Source organism: Pseudomonas sp. PS02303, from assembly GCF_029959925.1.
GTDB classification, from domain to species: Bacteria; Pseudomonadota; Gammaproteobacteria; order Pseudomonadales; family Pseudomonadaceae; genus Aquipseudomonas; species Aquipseudomonas mandelii.
Genome location: NZ_JASCOM010000019.1, coordinates 21,632 through 37,445 on the forward strand (window position 1 = coordinate 21,632; position 15,814 = coordinate 37,445).

General features: G+C 61.2%; 14 protein-coding genes. 8 read left to right on the forward strand and 6 right to left on the reverse strand.

Going from position 1 to position 15,814, the window contains the following annotated elements; genetic code table 11:
* The first annotated feature begins 6 nt into the window (after nucleotides 1-6).
* From QMX98_RS07740 to QMX98_RS07760, 5 genes are read left to right on the forward strand one after another with little or no spacing between them, the layout of a single operon-like run.
* Entirely contained in the window at nucleotides 7-2,121 is a 2,115-nt protein-coding gene (locus tag QMX98_RS07740) for a glycosyl transferase family protein (RefSeq protein ID WP_282410508.1), read from the forward strand.
* A complete protein-coding gene (locus QMX98_RS07745) occupies nucleotides 2,118-4,661 on the forward strand; it encodes a bacteriophage N4 adsorption protein A (RefSeq protein WP_282410509.1) in 2,544 nt (847 codons plus the stop codon). The genes QMX98_RS07740 and QMX98_RS07745 overlap by 4 nt, the downstream gene beginning before the upstream one ends.
* Before the next feature lie 8 nt (nucleotides 4,662-4,669).
* The gene (locus QMX98_RS07750) at nucleotides 4,670-5,323 is read left to right on the forward strand and encodes an alginate O-acetyltransferase AlgF (protein WP_083377096.1); all 654 of its coding nucleotides are present in this window, start codon (nucleotides 4,670-4,672) and stop codon (nucleotides 5,321-5,323) included.
* Complete coding sequence (locus QMX98_RS07755) at nucleotides 5,320-6,294, forward strand: twin-arginine translocation pathway signal (RefSeq protein ID WP_282410510.1); 975 nt, start codon at nucleotides 5,320-5,322, stop codon at nucleotides 6,292-6,294. Before QMX98_RS07750 ends, QMX98_RS07755 begins: the two co-directional genes overlap by 4 nt.
* A 56-nt stretch (nucleotides 6,295-6,350) precedes the next feature.
* Nucleotides 6,351-7,154: a hypothetical protein gene (locus QMX98_RS07760; RefSeq protein WP_224795475.1), complete on the forward strand. Its 804-nt coding sequence runs from the start codon at nucleotides 6,351-6,353 to the stop codon at nucleotides 7,152-7,154.
* A gap of 26 nt (nucleotides 7,155-7,180) precedes the next feature.
* On the opposite strand, the gene QMX98_RS07765 is transcribed toward QMX98_RS07760, so the two are convergent.
* The 3 genes from QMX98_RS07765 to QMX98_RS07775 all read right to left on the reverse strand — a co-directional run bounded on the left by QMX98_RS07765 (nucleotide 7,181) and on the right by QMX98_RS07775 (nucleotide 10,246).
* A complete protein-coding gene (locus QMX98_RS07765) occupies nucleotides 7,181-7,660 on the reverse strand; it encodes a VOC family protein (RefSeq protein WP_077750096.1) in 480 nt (159 codons plus the stop codon).
* Between the two features lie 118 nt (nucleotides 7,661-7,778).
* Nucleotides 7,779-8,987, reverse strand: a complete 1,209-nt coding sequence (locus QMX98_RS07770; RefSeq protein ID WP_282410511.1) for an MFS transporter — start codon at nucleotides 8,985-8,987, stop codon at nucleotides 7,779-7,781.
* 878 nt (nucleotides 8,988-9,865) lie between these two features.
* A complete protein-coding gene (locus QMX98_RS07775; RefSeq protein ID WP_077750094.1) occupies nucleotides 9,866-10,246 on the reverse strand; it encodes a cytochrome c family protein in 381 nt (126 codons plus the stop codon).
* A 172-nt stretch (nucleotides 10,247-10,418) separates the two neighbouring features.
* Between QMX98_RS07775 and QMX98_RS07780 the strand changes: the two genes are divergently transcribed.
* A complete protein-coding gene (locus QMX98_RS07780; protein WP_282410512.1) occupies nucleotides 10,419-10,724 on the forward strand; it encodes a hypothetical protein in 306 nt (101 codons plus the stop codon).
* On the opposite strand, the gene QMX98_RS07785 is transcribed toward QMX98_RS07780, so the two are convergent.
* From QMX98_RS07785 to QMX98_RS07795, 3 genes are read right to left on the reverse strand one after another with little or no spacing between them, the layout of a single operon-like run.
* On the reverse strand, nucleotides 10,721-11,689 hold the full coding sequence (locus tag QMX98_RS07785) for a saccharopine dehydrogenase NADP-binding domain-containing protein (protein WP_282410513.1): 969 nt from the start codon (nucleotides 11,687-11,689) through the stop codon (nucleotides 10,721-10,723). The genes QMX98_RS07780 and QMX98_RS07785 overlap by 4 nt on opposite strands.
* Nucleotides 11,686-12,087: a VOC family protein gene (locus tag QMX98_RS07790; protein WP_282410514.1), complete on the reverse strand. Its 402-nt coding sequence runs from the start codon at nucleotides 12,085-12,087 to the stop codon at nucleotides 11,686-11,688. Before QMX98_RS07790 ends, QMX98_RS07785 begins: the two co-directional genes overlap by 4 nt.
* Before the next feature lie 18 nt (nucleotides 12,088-12,105).
* Entirely contained in the window at nucleotides 12,106-12,849 is a 744-nt protein-coding gene (locus QMX98_RS07795; protein ID WP_282410515.1) for an SDR family oxidoreductase, read from the reverse strand.
* Between the two features lie 138 nt (nucleotides 12,850-12,987).
* On the opposite strand from QMX98_RS07795, the gene QMX98_RS07800 reads away from it, so the two are divergent.
* Nucleotides 12,988-13,881 carry an AraC family transcriptional regulator gene (locus QMX98_RS07800; protein ID WP_282410516.1) on the forward strand — a complete coding sequence of 298 codons (894 nt, stop codon included), beginning with the start codon at nucleotides 12,988-12,990 and terminating at the stop codon, nucleotides 13,879-13,881.
* A gap of 144 nt (nucleotides 13,882-14,025) precedes the next feature.
* The gene (locus QMX98_RS07805) at nucleotides 14,026-15,711 is read left to right on the forward strand and encodes a diguanylate cyclase (protein ID WP_282410517.1); all 1,686 of its coding nucleotides are present in this window, start codon (nucleotides 14,026-14,028) and stop codon (nucleotides 15,709-15,711) included.
* Nucleotides 15,712-15,814: the final 103 nt, after the last annotated feature.

Here is a 15,814-nt window from a genome sequence, read left to right on the forward strand (position 1 = left end):
CCTTCGATGACGTCGCTTTATTGGCCCTATTGGCTGGCTCACTACTACAGCTTTCTGGAGATCTCGACCATCGTGGTCGCGGTGCTGATCCTGATTTCCAGCCTGGACGACCTGTTCATTGACCTGTGGTACTGGTCGCGCCGCCTGTTTCGCAAGTTCACCGCGGACCGCAAATACCGGCCGCTGACCGCCGAGCAGTTGATGGCCCGGGACGAACAGCCGCTGGCAATCATGGTCCCGGCCTGGCTGGAATATGACGTCATCGCGCCGATGATCGAAAACATGGTGTCGACCCTCGATTACCAGAACTATGTGGTTTTCGTCGGCACCTACATCAACGATCAGCGCACCATTGACGAAGTGGAGCGCATGCGTCGGCGCTACAAGCAGTTGCACCGCGTGGAAGTCCCGCATGCCGGGCCGACCTGCAAGGCCGACTGCCTGAACTGGGTGATCCAGGCGATCTTCCTGCATGAGAAAACCCACGGCATGACCTTCGCCGGCGTCGTGTTGCACGACAGCGAAGACGTGCTGCACCCGATGGAATTGCGTCTGTTCAACTACTTGCTGCCGCGCAAGGACATGATCCAGTTGCCCGTGGTTTCGCTGGAACGCAACTGGTACGAATGGGTGGCCGGCACCTACATGGACGAGTTCGCCGAATGGCACGGCAAGGACCTGGTGGTGCGTGAAAGCATGACCGACACGGTGCCGTCTGCCGGCGTCGGCACCTGTTTTTCCCATCGCGCCCTGCGTGTGCTGGCCGGGGAAACCCAGAACCAGCCGTTTAACACTGACAGCCTCACCGAGGACTACGACGTCGGCGCACGCCTGGCCAAGGTCGGCATGAACGCGATCTTCGTGCGCTTCCCGGTGCAGTTTCGTGTGCTGCGCAAATCCTGGTTTCGCAAGCCTTACGAATCGACGCTGAAGATGCCGTTGTGCGTGCGCGAGTTCTTTCCCGACACCTTCCGCACCGCGTTCCGGCAGAAGGCCCGCTGGACACTGGGTATCGGCCTGCAAGGCTGGGAGCAAATGGGCTGGAACGGTTCGCTGGCCAATCGATATCTGTTGTTCCGTGACCGCAAAGGCGTGGTGACGGCGTTTGTCAGCATCATCGCCTACGTGATTCTGGTGCAGCTGTTGGGCCTGATCATCCTGCGCCAGAGCGGCCTGTGGGACGTGAGTTTCCCCACGCTGTTCGAAACCAACGGCTTCATCAAATACTTGCTGCTGGCCAACGGTGTTGCGCTGGCCTGGCGCATCGCGCATCGCTGTTATTTCACCACCGTGCTGTACGGCTGGCAGCACGGTTTGCTGTCGATCCCGCGCATGGTGGTGGGCAACTTCGTCAACTTCATGGCCGCGTCACGGGCCTGGCGCATGTTCCTGGTCGGCAAGGTCATGAACCGCAAACTGGTGTGGGACAAGACCATGCACGACTTCCCGTCCACTGACCTGGTCGCCGCCGCACCGCGCAAGCTGGGCAGCGTGTTGCTGTCCTGGCAGGCGATCAACGAAACCGACCTGCAAAGCGCCCTCGCCGAACAGAAAACCCGGCACATGCCATTGGGGCGGATCTTGCTCAGCAATGGCTGGCTGGACGACGAGACACTGGCCGAAGCCATCGCCTTCCAGAATGACCTGCCGCGGGTGTTCGATGTGGCCCACAAGGCGCAGGCGTCGACCCTCACCCTGGACGATGAATTCGCCCTGCGCTGGCGTGTGGTGCCAGTGGGTTTGAATGCCGACGGCCGAGTCCAACTGGCCGTGGCCAGTCCGTTGCCTGTCGAAGGTCTGCAACAAGTCAGTGAGGTGCTGGGCAGCGAGCCAGTGCAGCTGATTGCCCGTGAAAGCGAAATCGTTGCGCAGTTGCGCCTGATGAATGTGCGCGAAGGCCAGTCGGTACCAGATGCCCGCGCGCCACTGTTGGGTGACCTGTTGATCGAAATGGGCCTGCTGGATCGCGACGTGTTCAACCGCACCATGTTGCAGTACCGCCCGCAGCGTCACGGACGCATCGGCGACTATCTGGTCGACAGCGGCGTGCTGCCCCGCGCCACCATCGAAAAGGCCGTGGCACGTCAGCACAGCCACTACCCTGCGGAGCTTCCGGCATGAATCGCCCCTTGCTGACCCTCATGGCCACGGGGCTGAGCCTGATACCTGCGCTGGCTCATGCCGAAACACTGCCATTACCGTTGACCGGTCCAGCCTACGTCACTGCCAACGAGGCCTACAGCGCCTACGAGCGCAAAGACTACGACCTGGCCATCGCCAAGGCCCGCGAAGCGTTGCGTCAGCGCGCCGACATCACCCGTTTGAACAGGCTGATCGTGCTGGCTCAACGGGACAAGGATCTGCGTGATCATCCCAAGCGCTACCCACAGTCACGTCAGGCTCCAGGCTTCAGCGCCGCCGCCCAGGCCTTCAAGGCCTATGATCGCGATGATTTCGGCGCGGCGGCACAGGCGTCACGCAAAGCCATCGCCCAGGCGCCCAAACGCATGGATTATCGACTGCTGCTGATCGAGTCGTTGCAGCGTCAACAACATCTTCAAGAAGCGGATCAGGCCACCACTCAGGCATTGGCCGTGTTCCCGGACGACGATACGTTACTGATGCGCCGCGAAGCGATTCGTCGGCAATTGGCCGCACCGCTGGCCGTCGAAAGTTATCGCGCCCTGGAGCAAGGCCAGGTGCCGTTGGCCGTGGATCAGGCCAGAAAGGCTGTCGCCTGGGCACCGGAAACCGGCGCCAATCAGCAACTGCTGATCAGCGCCCTGCTCGCAGCCAAGGATTACCGAGGGGCCGAGCTGGCCGCGTCTGGCGCACTGGCTCAGGACGATGGCGAAATCGCACCGTGGATCCTGCGCAGCTACGCCCTTGATCGTCAGGGTAAAACAGCGGCAGCCGAGGCTGACCTGAATCACGCCCTGGCCATCGATGGCCTGCTGGAAACCGAAACCCGCGACATTCGCTTCTTCGCCGCCGACGCTGCGCTGGCCCATGGCGAGCCTCAGCGGGCGCTTGATCAGCTGCAACCTTTGGCCGATGACGAAGGCGGCGAAGTGGCCCGTCGACGCACAGCCGCCCGAATGGCCCTCAGGCAAAAAAACAACGGGTTGAACGCTGTCGCCCAGTTTCCGGCCCCGGCCCTGAACTGTCAGGAAACCGCTTTTGGCCTGGTCTGCGATATCTGGCCGGGCAACCAGCGCGACGGCGGAACCGACAAGGCCGGTCAGGCTTACGCCGCACTCGCCAGCAAGGACCCCGCCTCGGCCGTCGTCCTGGCCAACGAAGCCATTGCCCGTGCGCCGAAGAATCCGGCGTACCGACGGTTGCTCGTCAGCGCCTTGAGTGATCAGAAACGAGTGCCCGAAGCCATCGCAGCAGCCAGCGAGGGCCTCAAGCTCACCGGCGATGACGCCCGACTGCTGGCCCAACGCGGTCGTCTGCGCCAGCAATCGGGTGACGACGCCGGGGCTCGCGAAGACTTTACCCAGGCCTTGGCGCTGGGGAGCCTGCCTGCTTATGAAGAAGCCAGTCTGTACAGCGCCATCGGCCAGCGCCGAACCGCGCGCGAACGGCTGCAACAAGCGCGGGACACGGGTGAACTGGAATCGATGAGCGACCTGCAGATCGCTTACTTGTCGGTCCAGGCCGGCGACGATGACGGTGCCCACGCATCGTTCCGCAAGGCCGATGCCGAGACGCGACTGACGCCGACAGCCACTCAAGACGCGGCCTATAACGCGATGCGGGTCAATGATGACGAACAAGCCGTCAGCTACTTCAAGCGCGTCATCGACGCAAACAATGCCGGTGAACCGGACCTGTCCCCGCAGCAGCTGTTCGACACCCGTCGCGCCGTGGCCGATGTGTCGCGCACCTGGGGTTTGACCAACACCACCAGTTACCGCGGCAACAGCACCAGCAGCGGCCTGAGCTCAGCGCCGAGCGGCGGCAATAGCAGCAATGACAGCCTGCAGAACAGCACCGAATTGTCCTGGCGCCCGTTGGGCTATCGCAATGCACGCTTTGTCGAACTCTACGGACGCGTCACCGACACGCTGTGGAGCAAGAACAGCGATTCGGACACCGGTTTCGATGCGCTGCAAGGCGCGGTGGGTGTACGGGTCAAACCCTTTACGTCGCTGAACGTGATGGCCGCCGTCGAGCGCACATTCCCCTTGGGATCGTCGGACGTCGACGGTGACTGGCTGCTGCGCCTGGGCTATGGCGCAAGCGTCGGGACCGATCTGCGGGTCGATGCCTCCAGCTGGTGGACTTCGCAGTTGTTCGCTGAAGCCGGACATTACGTCAACGACTCGCGAGACTATTTCAACAGCGAATGGCAGGTCGGCCGCAGCTATGCCATCGGTGGCGCGGGCTCACGCTGGGTGACGTTCCCCCATGTGGTGGCCGCGTTCGATTACGACTCGAAGATGAACAGTGGCACCGACTCCGATGGCAAATCGGACTCATCGTCCGGCAAGGCCGGTGGCATCGGTGTCGGCAACAACGTGCGCTACTGGTTCCGCGAAGATGCGTACAACGCGCCCCGCTCCTATCTCGACTTCTCCCTGCAGTACCGCGTCAAGGTGCTGGGCGATGATCACGCTCAAGGTGTCTTCGGTCGCCTGACTTATTCCTATTGAGGACTTGCATGAAGATTCGATTCTGTTTGTGGTTGGGACTTGGCCTGATCCCGATGGGGGCAAACGCCGCCCCTGAAATTGCCCAGTTGTACGCGCCAAAACTGCCGGAGGGTTCGGCCTGGGTGCGGGTGGTCAACCCCTCCGACACTGCCATGCAGGTCCAGGTGGGCCAGGGCGCGAGTTTCGCCCTTTCGACCCAGGCGACGGTGGCCAGTCCTTTTCAGGTCGTGGACTCGCGACAGCCGCTGCAAGTGACCGTCAACGGTCGCGAGATAAAGGGCCTGAGTGCACCGAAAAGTGCGTGGGTCACGCTGATTCTCGACAGTGACCCGGCGCGGGCACCCCGCCTGGTCATCGACCCGCCGCTGCGCGGCAAAGACTTGCGTGCCGAACTCAACCTCTACAACCTGGCCAGCGGTTGTGAAAAGGCCGGGGTAAAACTGGCTAACCATGCCCCGGTGTTCAATCAAGTGCCGTTCAACGGTCAGGCCCAGCGCACGATTAACCCGGTGCAAGCAACGCTGGTTGCCAATTGCGAGCAGAACATCAGCCTGCCGTTCAAGCTGGCGCCCTTCAAGGCCGGCGATCGTTACAGCCTGTTCCTGGTCGGCTCCCGGCAGGCTCCACGCCTGATCGGCCTTGTCGACCAGACCGCGCCATGACCCTTCAATGGAAATCTCGCTGGCCGGCTTCCGCCCTGATCGCCGGTGTCTTGTTGAGCCTGTCGGGCACCGGCGTTGAAGCGGCCTCGGCGGTCATTACCGGCGAAGGTGGCTGGCTGTTCCCGGCCTGGGAAAGCCTGAGCAAGGTCGATAACCCCGGCATGACTCGCAACATTGCGCTGGTGAAACAACTCCAGCAGAACCTTGCGCGGGAACACATCAGTCTGGTCGTATTGGTAGTGCCGATGAAAGCGCCGTTTTATGCCTCGCGCCTGCCCGCCAATCAGCCCTTGAGCCCGGCCGTGATGCAGCGCTACGACCACTTACAGAGCGAGCTGACTCAGGCAGGCCTGACCACGCTGAACATCAAGCCCGTCCTGCAACGCACTGAACACGGCAAACAGACCGCGTTTTATCGCGCCGACTACCACTGGACCGCCTGGAGCGCGGAAAACACCGCCGACGCCACGGCGCAACTGATTACCGAGCGTTACCGCCTGCAAGGCGAACCCGGCGGTGGCGCGGCGCTGGGCGAGTGGTTCGACCGACGCGCGTTCGGCGATCTGGCGAGCAATTTCCTGCCGGCGATCAAACGTAAATCGATTGGTCGCGACATCTACACCGTTCGCCATCAGGCCCAGAACGACTTGCTGATCGATGACGCACCGGCACCGGTTCAGGTGATCGGCAACAGCTTTGTCCAACCTTACCTGGGCTTTACGCAAAAGCTTTCCAATGCCCTGGACCGTCCCGTCTCGCTGACCTGGAATCCTGGCGATGTCGGCCCATGGGCTACGCTGCTGCAATACCTGGAGTCTGCGGATTTCGCCCAACACAAACCGCAAGTGATCGTCTGGCAATTCAACGAGGGCCAGTTCCACCTCGGCCCCGATGCCGCAGCTAACTGGAACGCCAAAGGCGTCACCTCGCTGAGCCAATGGCATCAGCGCATCAATAAGGCGCTTCCGTGAACATTCTTGGTTACACCGCCAGTCGCGCGACCATTGCGGGTCTGTTGTTTGCCGCCATTCTCGGCACCGGGACCGGCGTGCTCTACGTGACGGACAAAAAGGCCCAGACCCCAGGGATCGTCGGCATCGTCTGGCAGCCGGACAACAAGACCGTCGGCATCAATGGCCACTGGGAAAAGCTGGGGGCCCGCGAGCTGCTGGTGCAATGGACTGTCGTCGACGATCAGGCATTCGTTGCCGGTTCCGGCCTGCCCAGCGTGCCGGTTCTGCCCGATTGGGCACGCATTGCCAAGGCCCCGTGGGCGCAAGACGTCATCCTCGGACTGGCCGGCTATTTCAGCGAAAACCGCTCACGGGACAACATCGAGCAACTGGCGGCAGTCTCGGCACGCATCGCCAAATTGCCGACGCCCTTGCACGTCACCGGCTGGTATTTCCCCGCCGAAGTCGACCCCAGCTGGACCCGCGCCAAAGAACTGCCCGCCCTGCTGGCCAAGCTGCCACGACCGTTATGGATCAGCGTGTATGACGGTGCGAACATCGGCCCTGTCGCCACGGCAGAATGGCTCAAGCAGTGGCTGCCGAATGATATTGGCGTGTTCTTCCAGGACGGCGTCGGTGTCTACGCCCGCACCGCACCGGTCGCCAGGACCTACGCCGACGCGTTGCGCGAGCGTCTGGGCAAAGACCGGGTGCGCATCATCGTCGAAGCCTTTCGCCCCAACTTCGGCGGCGGCTTTCGCTCCGCCACCGCCGCCGAGCTCAAGCCGCAATTGGCGGCCTATGACGGTTATCCGCTGTACCTGTTCGACGGACCGCACTACGTGACGCCTGAGCTGGTGGAGCAACTGGCGCGATAAGGCAAATCACCGAGCATCAGACTGGGCTAACCCTTGACCGCCGCTTCTATCGCCGCGACATCGATTTTCCCCATCTGCATCATCGCGTTGAACGCGCGCTTGGCCGCTGCTTGATCGGGATTATTGATGGCATCCGTCAGGACGCGGGGCGTGATCTGCCACGACAATCCCCATTTGTCCTGGCACCAGCCACAGACGTTTTCCTGGCCGCCGTTTCCGACAATCGCGCTCCACAAGCGATCGGTTTCGGCCTGGTCGTCAGTCGCCACCTGGAACGAGAACGCCTCGTTGTGCTTGACCCCCGAGCCCCCGTTCAGGCCGAGACACGGAATGCCCATCACCGTGAATTCGACCGTCAATACATCGCCCTGCTTGCCCGCAGGATAGTCGCCAGGCGCGCGAAGGATGGTGCCCACCGCGCTGTCGGGAAACGTCTTGGCGTAGAACGTCGCGGCGTCCAGCGCGGCGCCGTCGTACCAGAGGCAAATCGTGTTTTTGCTGACCATTCTGGTTCTCCATCAATGGGGAATGAATGGTCATTCTAGCTGAGCGACCAGATGGACCACGAAGAGGGCCATGCCCCTTGTCGGCAGATCAATGCTGTAACGAAGTCCAGCGTGCTTATTACTGGAAACTCGGCTCGGCGCAAACCGCTGATGTGGCGCGAAGTGTACGCAGCCCCAACAGCACGATCACCACCATGACCAGCCCCGCGCCGATGGCGACGCCGAACCCTGCCCGTGCGCCATAGGCGTCGATGATCAGCCCCGCGAGTACGCCACCGAGCGCCACGCCGATGCTGATGCCCGTCGTCATCCACGTCAGGCCTTCGGTGATCTTGGACGGTGGAACGATGATCGTACCAAGGTTCATGACGACGACCATCGTTGGTGCGAATGACATGCCTGCCACAAACAGCATCCCGGAAAGGATGTATACGTCCGGCGAGAAAATGGGCAAGACGGCTGTAACTGCCGTGATCAGAACGCCAACGAAGAACTGCTTTTCAATCGACAAGGAGACCCTCAACGCGCCGAACGTCAGGCCCGCGATCATTGAGCCGAGCGCATAGGCTGCGAGGATGAAGCTGGCGGACGCTGGCCAGTCTTGTGCGTTGGCGAAGGCCACCACCGCCACATCGATTGATCCGCCAATCACCCCCATCGCCAGGAGTGCCAGAACGATGGTGCGAACGCCGGGAATCAGCAAGGTAGAGCCGGTGCTCTTCCTGGCGCCCACGACGACCTTCGGTTCTGTCTGCTTTTGCAGAAGAAAAGCGCTCACGCCGATGACCAGCAGCAAGACCGCGACAAGCGGTCCGGCTTCGGCAAAAAACCTGACGCTCAGACCGATGGCCAGGGGTGGACCGATAATGAAAGCGAGCTCAGTCAGCACCGTGTCCAGGGAGAAAGCCGTGTGCAACTGCGGCTTGCCACGGAAAAGCTGTGTCCAGCGTGCTCTTATCATCGCGGGCATGCTGGGCATCGTGCCCGCCAGTGCCGCAAGAATAAACAACAGCGGGGTCGGCGCCCTCATAGAGACGGCAACGATCAGCGCCAGCAACATGCCAATGCTGAAGGTGGTGACTAAGGGCAGCACTCGACTCTGCCCCCGCTGATCGACGAATTTCGACACCTGCGGGCCGACCAGCGCATTTGCCAGGGTAAAGGTACCGGCGACCGAGCCAGCCAGCCAATAAAGTCCCGTCTGCTGCACCAACATGGTAATGATGCCGATGCCGATCATTGCCTGCGGCAGACGGGCAATGGAACTCGCGATCACCAACCCCATGACGCCCGGGGTGGTGAGCAGTTCGCGGTAGGGATTTGCCATGATTTCTCCTTTTTATAATGCTTCGCCGATGGGTACCCCGCTGCACGCCCGCAAACTGATGCGGGCGGTTTATCGGCGACTCAATGGCACATGTGAACCAGCAAGCAAGCGAGGTAGTTGTTCACCATAGCTGAGCGTCTCACCCTCAAAGACCAGCGCCGTGGCTTCAGGACTGCGTGCAACCTGGGATTCGAACAGTTGATGAATACACAGATGAACTGACAATTCAGACGTAACTTGGTCGTGCATCCTTGCCTCCAGAAGTGAACAAACTCACCTCTATCGATTGTTCGCACTTACATCATGTAAGTGCAGTCCTTGGAATATCATCTAATCAATCCAACCTGCCATCTGCCGCAAACTATCCAATGGCAACGCGTCGATCATTAGAACTAACTATTTAGGGCAGGCATATCCGCCAACCCCTCTTACCCGTGTTATCACACATAACCAACGTCAACCAAAACCCCCATCCCAGACAGCTCGAAGCTAACAAACACGGTGTATTCATGGCGCATGAAAAACAACATTCACGGCCAGAAAACCAGAATGTTTTGTTTCTGCACTAGAGACACGATGATCTTCGAGTCTATTTGGCAAGAGCATTTCTATCCGGTTTCAGCTACGGGTTCCAGCGACGCCAAGACTCTCCCCCTGAAACATCGAAGTCAATACCGGGAGGAAACTGACACATCCTAACGAAGTAAAACCGCGCCATCGGGCGGTTATCCAGTTCGATTATGAGTGTGAAAAATCATGGTTTCGTGAGTTTTTGTAGGTGCCTTCCTACATATAGATCGTCATGGTCCGCACGTCGCCATGCTGAGGGTGGGTCCGAGCGTTTGATCGAAAGCCGCGCTGCGTCAATGCAGGGTGCCCTACTGCGGCTGAAAGGTCTGAAGATATGCCAACAGGTTTTCAATCTTCTCCGGATCGCTGAGCCCCCAGAAAATCATCCGGGTACCGGGCACTACTTCCTTTGGATCTTCGAGGTACGCGATCAGGGTCTCGCGGGTCCAGACAATGCCGGCCGATTTCATGGCGTCGGAGTATTGATAATCCGTCGTGCTACCTGACGGGCGTCCAAAAATGCCATTGAGTTGCGGCCCGAACGAACCCCGCGCCGACTCCCCCACTTGATGGCAGCCGCCGCATATCCGTTTGAACAGTGTCGCGCCGGCTTCAGCATCGCCGGCCGCCTGGACTTGCGCGCCGAACACCCCCGCAATAAGCACCATGAGGGCTGCGGCTTTATTCATGTCCTGCTCCAAATCATTTGTGGCCAAGCGCACGTAAATCAGCTCGCACCCGGTTGAACCTTCTTCCATCAAGCCGCCGGCAGACGGGTTGAATAATGACCCCGCTATCCGCTGACAGCGGCAAGCGCAGACTCTATCCTGTGCAACCCCGCGATTCCACCGGAGATGCCCAGTGCCACCCTTGACCGCCCGCGAGGTTTACCAGCAGTTGCGCGACGCCGCGCTGGAACTCCGGCCGCTATCGCGCCTCGCCAGACAACCCGAGCCCGGCCACGTGCACGTCGATATCGAAGGCTGGCGCCTGAGCCTCGGTGTCGACGGCGACCGTCTGCTGCATTGCCAACGTTGCCAGGCCCCGGACGGCCGCGAGGGTGAACTCGACCGCTGGCAACGTTACGGCACCGACCCGCTCAGTTTGCTCAGCACCTGGGAGTTGGCGCAGATCGAGCGCTTGCTGTGCCTTCAGCGCCAGCCTTAGAGATCAACGATCACCGTCCCGGCAATGCTCTCGGCGAATTCGACTCCGAACAGACGACCCGGTGTCTCGAACCCGGAACGCCGCTCCCCGGCCAACACGCGTCGCGCCGCTTCCACCGCGGCCAACGGTGTGTAGGAGTAGCCGTTGATAGTCTTAATAACCGACCGCGCAACCTGCCCATCTGCCCCCGTCACCTCAGCAACCGCATAGGCCCGATGCGACAGGCGCTCTTGCTCGCTGGGGCCATCGGGAAGTCGGGACAAGTCGCCCTCTGGGAATGCGTCACCGCTGATGTGCACGAACATCGCAATGTTGGGGATACCCGTCGAGCGCCCACCCGTGACCAGATCACCGAACGACAGCGGCGCGCAGAGCACAGGCCCGGCGCCGAAGTCGAAGTGACGCGGTTGCGCATCCGGCGCAGGAACGAGTACGCCGTCGACCCGCGCCATCAATCCTGCACCGATGATCTCGCCAACGCTGTTGGCCGATCCACGGGACATGGAGCCTGCAACCTGCAGCGCGATCCGTAGCGATTGCGGATGTTCGACACGACGGGCAACGTGCAGGGCGAGGCAGTCCGTGGGGACAACGTCCCAGCCGACGCCTGGCAATAGCATCACACCGGCATCCTCGCCCAACCGCTCCGCCAGCCGGTAAACGTTGATTTCGGCAGTGATGTCGAGATAGTCGACCCCGGCCTCGATGCAGGCCCGCATCAACGGTTCTGCAGTCATCACAAAAGGACCGGCGCAGTTCAACAAGACCGTGACGCCGCTCAGCGCTTGCGCCGTTTGAGCGTCGGCCGCGAAGGTGCGATAAGGCACGCTCAGCTGCCGGGCAAGCGCAGCCACGCTTGTCGCGTCACGTCCAGCGACTTCGAAGTCCAGCCCGGCTACCTTCGCTTGTGCCGCGACCATTCGGCCGGTGTACCCGGTTGCGCCATAAATCAGAAGTTTGCTCATTGTCGGTGCTGCCAGTTTTTATAGACGAATTCGAGGCTGTAGCCATCCGGCTCCAGGACGTTAGCCGCGTAATAATTCGGGTCGTAATGCAACCGTGCGCCGGGAGCGCCGTTATCGGTAGCGCCTGCTTTCATCGCAGCGGCATAGGCCGCATCGACCTCGCCCCTGCTGTTCGCAACGAACCCGACATGCGCAGCCCGCCCCTCCACCACCCCTTCACGCAGCCAGAAAAACACCCGGCCTTGCGCACCGAAACCCTTGAGGTCCGGGTGGCCCGGCGGGCCATCCTTGCCGTCGAAATCGAGCGAGTGAGTGATGCCGAGCGGTGTGAGCGCCGCGGTATAGAAATTGACGGAGCGTTGGGTGTCGCTGACTGAGATAAACACATGATCAAGCATGGAATGCGCCTCGCTGGTTCAGATGATGTAACCGCCGGAAACCTCAATGGATTGCGCGTTGATCCAGGCACTTTCTTCGGACAGCAGCGTGGCGATCACTCGACCGACGTCGTCCGGTTCGCCGATGCGACCGAGCGCCGTTTGCGAGGCCAGCAGCGTCTCGAATTCTTCGCTCAAGCCGCCGCCCAGTTCGGTGCGAATGGCGCCGGGCGAGACGGCATTGGCACGGATGCGTCGCTCACCAAACTCCTTGGCCATGTAGCGGGTCAGTACTTCCAGTCCGCCCTTGAAAGCGGCATAAGGCGCCACGCCTGGGGTGACCACCCGTGTCGTCGCGCTGGTCAGGTTGACGATGCTTGCGCCCTCCTCCATCAGCGGCAGCAAGGCCTGGGTCAGGAAGAACGGGCCCTTGAGGTGAACGTTCATGAGGTCGTCGAACTGCGCCTCGGTGACCGTCTCAAGCGGATTGAACAGGCCGTGGCCGGCATTGTTGACCAGACCACCCAGGGTGGTGGTTTGCCAGTTCGATTGCAGCGCCTGTCGTACCGCATCGACGAACACGCCGAAGCTCGCGGCATGGCAGACATCCAGTTCAAGGGCGACGGCATGACCACCTTCGGACTTGATGCGCTGAACCACCGAATCCGCCGCTTGCACGTTGCTCTTGTAGGTCAGGATGACGCCCATTCCACGCCGGGCACAGTGCACTGCGGCGCTGGCACCAATGCCTCGACTGCCGCCGGTAATGACGATAACGCTCATGGCTTGCTCCACTGTCAATCAGATGAGCAACCACGGTAACCATAGACACTCGGGCGAGCGCAGCCGTTACTACTCCAATCCTGCCTGTTTCTGCTTTTCGCTTGCGCCGTGCGTCCCCCTGCGGTCAGATGTCTCCCCATGGAAAACCAACTGCATGAACTCAGAACCCTTACCGCCAGGGCCGAAAACAGGCGTACAGAGACGGGCATTCCGCGCGTGGCCATGGTCCAGGGTGCGATTCCCGAACATCAGTTGGCCGCTGTCTATGAGCCGATGATCAACCTGATCCTGCAAGGCAGTAAGACCATCACCGTCGGTGATCGCACACTGAGGTATGACCCGGCGACCTATTTCGTGATGTCGATTGAACTGCCGGCGGTCGGCAGTGTGCACCCGGCCACGTCCGGCGAGCCGTACCTCGCCGTCGCCTTGACGCTGGACCCTGCCGTACTGGCAACGTTACTGACAGACCTGCCAAAACCTGTCGCACCGTCAGAACAAGAGGCCGGCTTTTCAGTGGCCGCAGTCACACCCGAGCTGATGGACGCCTGGGTGCGCATGCTGCGATTGATGGACCGGCCGGCGGACATCGCGGCCCTGAGCCCGGTGTACGAGCGGGAGATTCTCTATCGGGTTTTGCAAGGACCGCACGGCTGGATGTTGCGCGAGATTGCCGCGCCCGATACGGCCATGGCCCGTGTCAGCCTAGCGATCCAGTGGATTCGCCGCGCCTTCGCCGAGCCGCTGCGGGTCGAGGACATGGCCCGCACAGCGTCGATGAGCGTGTCAGCGTTCCACCGCCATTTCAAAGCCGTCACCACGCTCAGCCCCTTGCAGTATCAAAAACGCGTGCGGCTGCTTCAGGCGCGGACTTTGTTGGTGGCGAACGCTAAAAGCGTCACCAGCGCCGCGTTCGATGTCGGCTATGAAAGCGCTACCCAATTCAGCCGGGACTACGCCCGCGTCTTCGGTTTGCCTCCGGCCCGGGATGCCGCGCGGATTCTCGCGCAACTGCGCGGACGTGCCGACTGAGGGCGCTTCGGTCCGACTGACTCTGTTTCTTGTCATCGCGTTGGCGAATGCGTGTACCGATCGATGCCATGAAAGCGCCGCCACTGGCCCCCACCCGACCATTGCGCATACCATGCTGCGACTTCAAACCGTCAGGTGTCTTCCATGATCAAAGCCAGCTTGCGAAGCCACCTGACACTCTGGTTTGCCGGTCTGTCGTTGCTCACGCTGGTGAGTGTGGGTTTCTACGTGGGCCACATCGCCACCGAGCAAATGAAGCAGGCCAGCGGCAATGCGTTGTTGAGTACGGCAAGGTCGGCGGCCGAGCTATTGGGCGCACAACTGCATGAGCGTCAGCTCGAAGTGTCTCTGCTCAGTCGAGCGCCGTTATTCAAGCACGGCGACCTGGGCGATCCGGATATCTTGTCGTCGATGGAGCTGCGTTCGCAATCTCGCGCCGAGTACGCCTGGATGGGCGTGGCTGACGCCAACGGGCGTGTACGGCAAGCCGTGAACGGTCTTCTGGTCAATCAATCGGTGAAGGAGCGCCCCTGGTTCCAGGCCGGGTTGCGCGGTGCTTATACCGGCGATCCTCATGAAGCGGTCCTGCTGGCCAAACTGCTGCCCGGAACCGCCAGTGGCGAGCCTTTGCGCTTCATCGATTTCGCCGCGCCGATCCGCAATGCCGAGGGCCAGGTGATCGGTGTGCTGGGAGCCCATGCCCATTGGAGCTGGGCGACGCGGATTGTCGACGCGGCCGTGCTGCGCAAGGACATGACGCCCGAGGTGGAGGCGCTGATCGTCGACCACGACGGCAAAGTGCTCTATCCCGAAGCGCTCATGGGGCAACGTGTGGCGAACATGCCGGTCGCCCGGGAAAACCATTCCGATACCGCCGGCTGGTCAGTCGGCGACGGTTACCTGACCAGCGTGGTCGCGGTGCCCACGCCCTCGAGCACGGACCTGACGTGGTACATCGCGGTCCGCCAGCCACTGGATATCGCGCTTCAACCCGCACGTATTCTGTTTTACAAATTGCTGCTGTTGGGGGTCATTGCCGCCATCGTGTTTGCTCTGGTGGCGTACTACCTGGCGCTGTACCTCAGCCGCCCGATCGAACAGCTGGCAAAGTCAGCCAAACGGGTACAAAACCAACAACCGGGGGTGACGTTTCCGCGGGACCATTCGGTGCGAGAAATTGCCCAGCTGGGCCAATCCCTCCAGGGCATGACGGAGTCCTTGCTCGGCAAGGAGCGCGAGTTGCAGGAAGCCAATGCGTCGCTGGAAGCCACGGTCGCGCAACGCACCGCCGCCCTCACCCAGGCCAACGCCGATCTGTTGAAACTGGCCACCCACGACGCTTTGACCGGCGTGTACAACCGGCGCCGATTCGACGAGAAACTGAATGAGTGCAACCTGCTGTTTCAACGCACCGGACGGCCCTTTGCGTTGCTGTTCATCGACGCCGACCACTTCAAGCAAATCAATGACACCCACGGCCACGCGATCGGCGATGAGGTGCTGCACCAACTCGCCCGGCTGATCCAGGGCAACACCCGCGCCACTGACTTCGTGGCCCGTTACGGTGGCGAGGAGTTTGCGGTGCTGTTACCGGAAGTCGAGGAACCCGAGAGCCCCGAGGTCGTTGCCGAGAAGATTCGCGCCGCGATTGCCGCAGCCATTTTTTCTACGGTCGGGCACGTCACGGTCAGCATCGGCATTGGCCTGGCCGAGATATCGGACAGCAATACCACCGCGCTGATCAAACGTGCCGATCAACAGCTCTATCAGGCGAAGTGGTCGGGAAGGAATCGGGTGGCTCCGCAGGCTCGCATGACGGAACGCCACTGACCTCAGCTTCCACTGATGAAAACCCGGTTAAACCGCAAGGCTATTCACTTAAGAACATCTTCAGCTGAGCGACAACCTGTGGCGAGGGGACTGATCCCCTCGC

Bases quoted from the DNA above. Each gene is read 5' to 3' on its own strand.
- QMX98_RS07795 (WP_282410515.1), bottom strand. From the start codon at position 12,849: ATGAGCGTTATCGTCATTACCGGCGGCAGTCGAGGCATTGGTGCCAGC.
- QMX98_RS07755 (WP_282410510.1), top strand. From the start codon at position 5,320: ATGACCCTTCAATGGAAATCTCGCTGGCCGGCTTCCGCCCTGATCGCC.
- QMX98_RS07770 (WP_282410511.1), bottom strand. From the start codon at position 8,987: ATGGCAAATCCCTACCGCGAACTGCTCACCACCCCGGGCGTCATGGGG.
- QMX98_RS07750 (WP_083377096.1), top strand. From the start codon at position 4,670: ATGAAGATTCGATTCTGTTTGTGGTTGGGACTTGGCCTGATCCCGATG.
- QMX98_RS07765 (WP_077750096.1), bottom strand. From the start codon at position 7,660: ATGGTCAGCAAAAACACGATTTGCCTCTGGTACGACGGCGCCGCGCTG.
- QMX98_RS07740 (WP_282410508.1), top strand. From the start codon at position 7: ATGACGTCGCTTTATTGGCCCTATTGGCTGGCTCACTACTACAGCTTT.
- QMX98_RS07790 (WP_282410514.1), bottom strand. From the start codon at position 12,087: ATGCTTGATCATGTGTTTATCTCAGTCAGCGACACCCAACGCTCCGTC.
- QMX98_RS07745 (WP_282410509.1), top strand. From the start codon at position 2,118: ATGAATCGCCCCTTGCTGACCCTCATGGCCACGGGGCTGAGCCTGATA.
- QMX98_RS07800 (WP_282410516.1), top strand. From the start codon at position 12,988: ATGGAAAACCAACTGCATGAACTCAGAACCCTTACCGCCAGGGCCGAA.
- QMX98_RS07805 (WP_282410517.1), top strand. From the start codon at position 14,026: ATGATCAAAGCCAGCTTGCGAAGCCACCTGACACTCTGGTTTGCCGGT.
- QMX98_RS07775 (WP_077750094.1), bottom strand. From the start codon at position 10,246: ATGAATAAAGCCGCAGCCCTCATGGTGCTTATTGCGGGGGTGTTCGGC.
- QMX98_RS07785 (WP_282410513.1), bottom strand. From the start codon at position 11,689: ATGAGCAAACTTCTGATTTATGGCGCAACCGGGTACACCGGCCGAATG.